The sequence below is a fragment of the Flavobacterium sp. SOK18b genome, from assembly GCF_014156605.1.
Lineage (GTDB): Bacteria > Bacteroidota > Bacteroidia > Flavobacteriales > Flavobacteriaceae > Flavobacterium > Flavobacterium tiangeerense.
Genome location: NZ_QKNZ01000180.1, coordinates 1 through 933 on the forward strand (window position 1 = coordinate 1; position 933 = coordinate 933).

Below are 933 nucleotides of genomic sequence, written 5' to 3' on the forward strand. Positions count from 1 at the left end.
CAATTACTATAAATTAAATACTTTAGCTCAAAATCTGCAAAAGAGCCTTAGATTCAGCTCAAAAGACATTTGAAAATGTAATTTATCCCATTCCAAATAATTAAATAAATCATATGCAAACCCAAAATAGTAAAAAAGATCATAACATTAAATTGGTTAAACTTATATTGATTTCTATTTTACTTTGCCTACCAGTATCATTTTTTGGACAAGTAAAAAAAATTGGTCTGCCCCTTATAAAGAATTATACCAGAACAGAATATAAGGGAGGAACACAAAATTGGGATATTGACCAAGATAAGAATGGCAATCTCTATTTTGGAAATAATGACGGTCTTTTGCAGTTTGACGGGTCAAAATGGAACAAATACAAAGCAAAAAATTCGGATGCAATTAAATGTTTAAAAGTAGACTCAACCGGAAAAATTTATGTGGGCTGTTATAATGAGTTTGGTTATTTTAAAGCCAATTCTAAAGGGAAACTCGAATATTTTTCTATTTCCACTTCATTAGATAAAAAAACATTAGGAATAATTGACTTTATCTGGAAAATACATCTCTATAAAGATGAAGTTATTTTTCAATCCTTTGACCGAATCTTTATTTACAAAAACAACAAAATTAAAATCATAAATGCACCAAAAAGATTTCAATTCTCATTTCTAACCAATTCCAAATTGTATATTCAAGATATTTCATCTGGAATTTTAGAATATAAAAATGGCAAACTGAATTATCTTAAAGGATTAAACACTTTAAATAATTCAGAAATTTGGGGCATGGTTGAATTAGAAAAAAATAAGATCCTAGCCACTACTTTGGATAAAGGTCTTTTTATAATAACAAACAATCAGGCAGTGTCATGGAATACCGAAGCAAATACTTTTATAAAAAAGAATGGCTCTCTAGGATGTGTCCTTTATAAAAATAAAT

The 933-nt window shown here is 27.9% G+C and carries 1 pseudogene; it reads left to right on the top strand.

The annotated features are described in order from the left end of the window. Positions 1–113 precede the first annotated feature (113 nt). Positions 114–933 (top strand): annotated as a pseudogene (locus DNC80_RS15775) (regulator); the annotation flags it as partial.